This window comes from Pseudonocardia sp. SID8383, assembly GCF_009864975.1.
Lineage (GTDB): Bacteria > Actinomycetota > Actinomycetes > Mycobacteriales > Pseudonocardiaceae > Pseudonocardia > Pseudonocardia alni.
This window is the reverse complement of the sequence record NZ_WWFY01001261.1, coordinates 1-489: the sequence shown is the minus strand read 5'-3', so window position 1 is coordinate 489 and position 489 is coordinate 1. Positions and strand designations below refer to the sequence as shown.

Below are 489 nucleotides of genomic sequence, written 5' to 3'. Positions count from 1 at the left end.
GAGTCCAGGGGGTCGGCGTTCTCGACGACGAGCAGCACCGGCCCGCCGCCGGGCAGGCGCTCGCGGTGCAGCGGCGGGACGACCCGGCGGGCCCGCAGGACCTCCGGCGTCAGCCCGCCGGGCAGCGGGCCGTCGAAGGCCTTCTCGTCGCCGGTGATCTCCAGCGCGCGCTCGCGCAGCGGGACCTCCACCGCGCGGGACGCGTGGGCGAACAGCCAGTCGTTGACCTGCAGCAGCACCCGCGACGGCCGCCGGAGATCCGCGGCCCCGGACAGCGCGTGATGCCACGGTCCCCGGTCCACGGCCGGGGCGGCGTCCGTGCGCGGCCGGACCAGCCGTACCGAGTTCGGCAGCGGCGGCACCCCGTCGTCGGTCCGGCCGGTCGGCTCCAGCACGCCCGCGGCGGCCAGCTCGGCCAGTACCCCGGCGAGGTTCCGCCGGGCGTCGACGCTGCCGACCATCGTGGGGTCCGCCTGCAGGAACGCCGCG

1 pseudogene is annotated in these 489 nt (G+C 78.3%); it reads right to left on the bottom strand.

The features are described 5' to 3' along the window. Positions 1–489 (bottom strand): annotated as a pseudogene (locus tag GTW08_RS30820) (hypothetical protein); the annotation flags it as partial.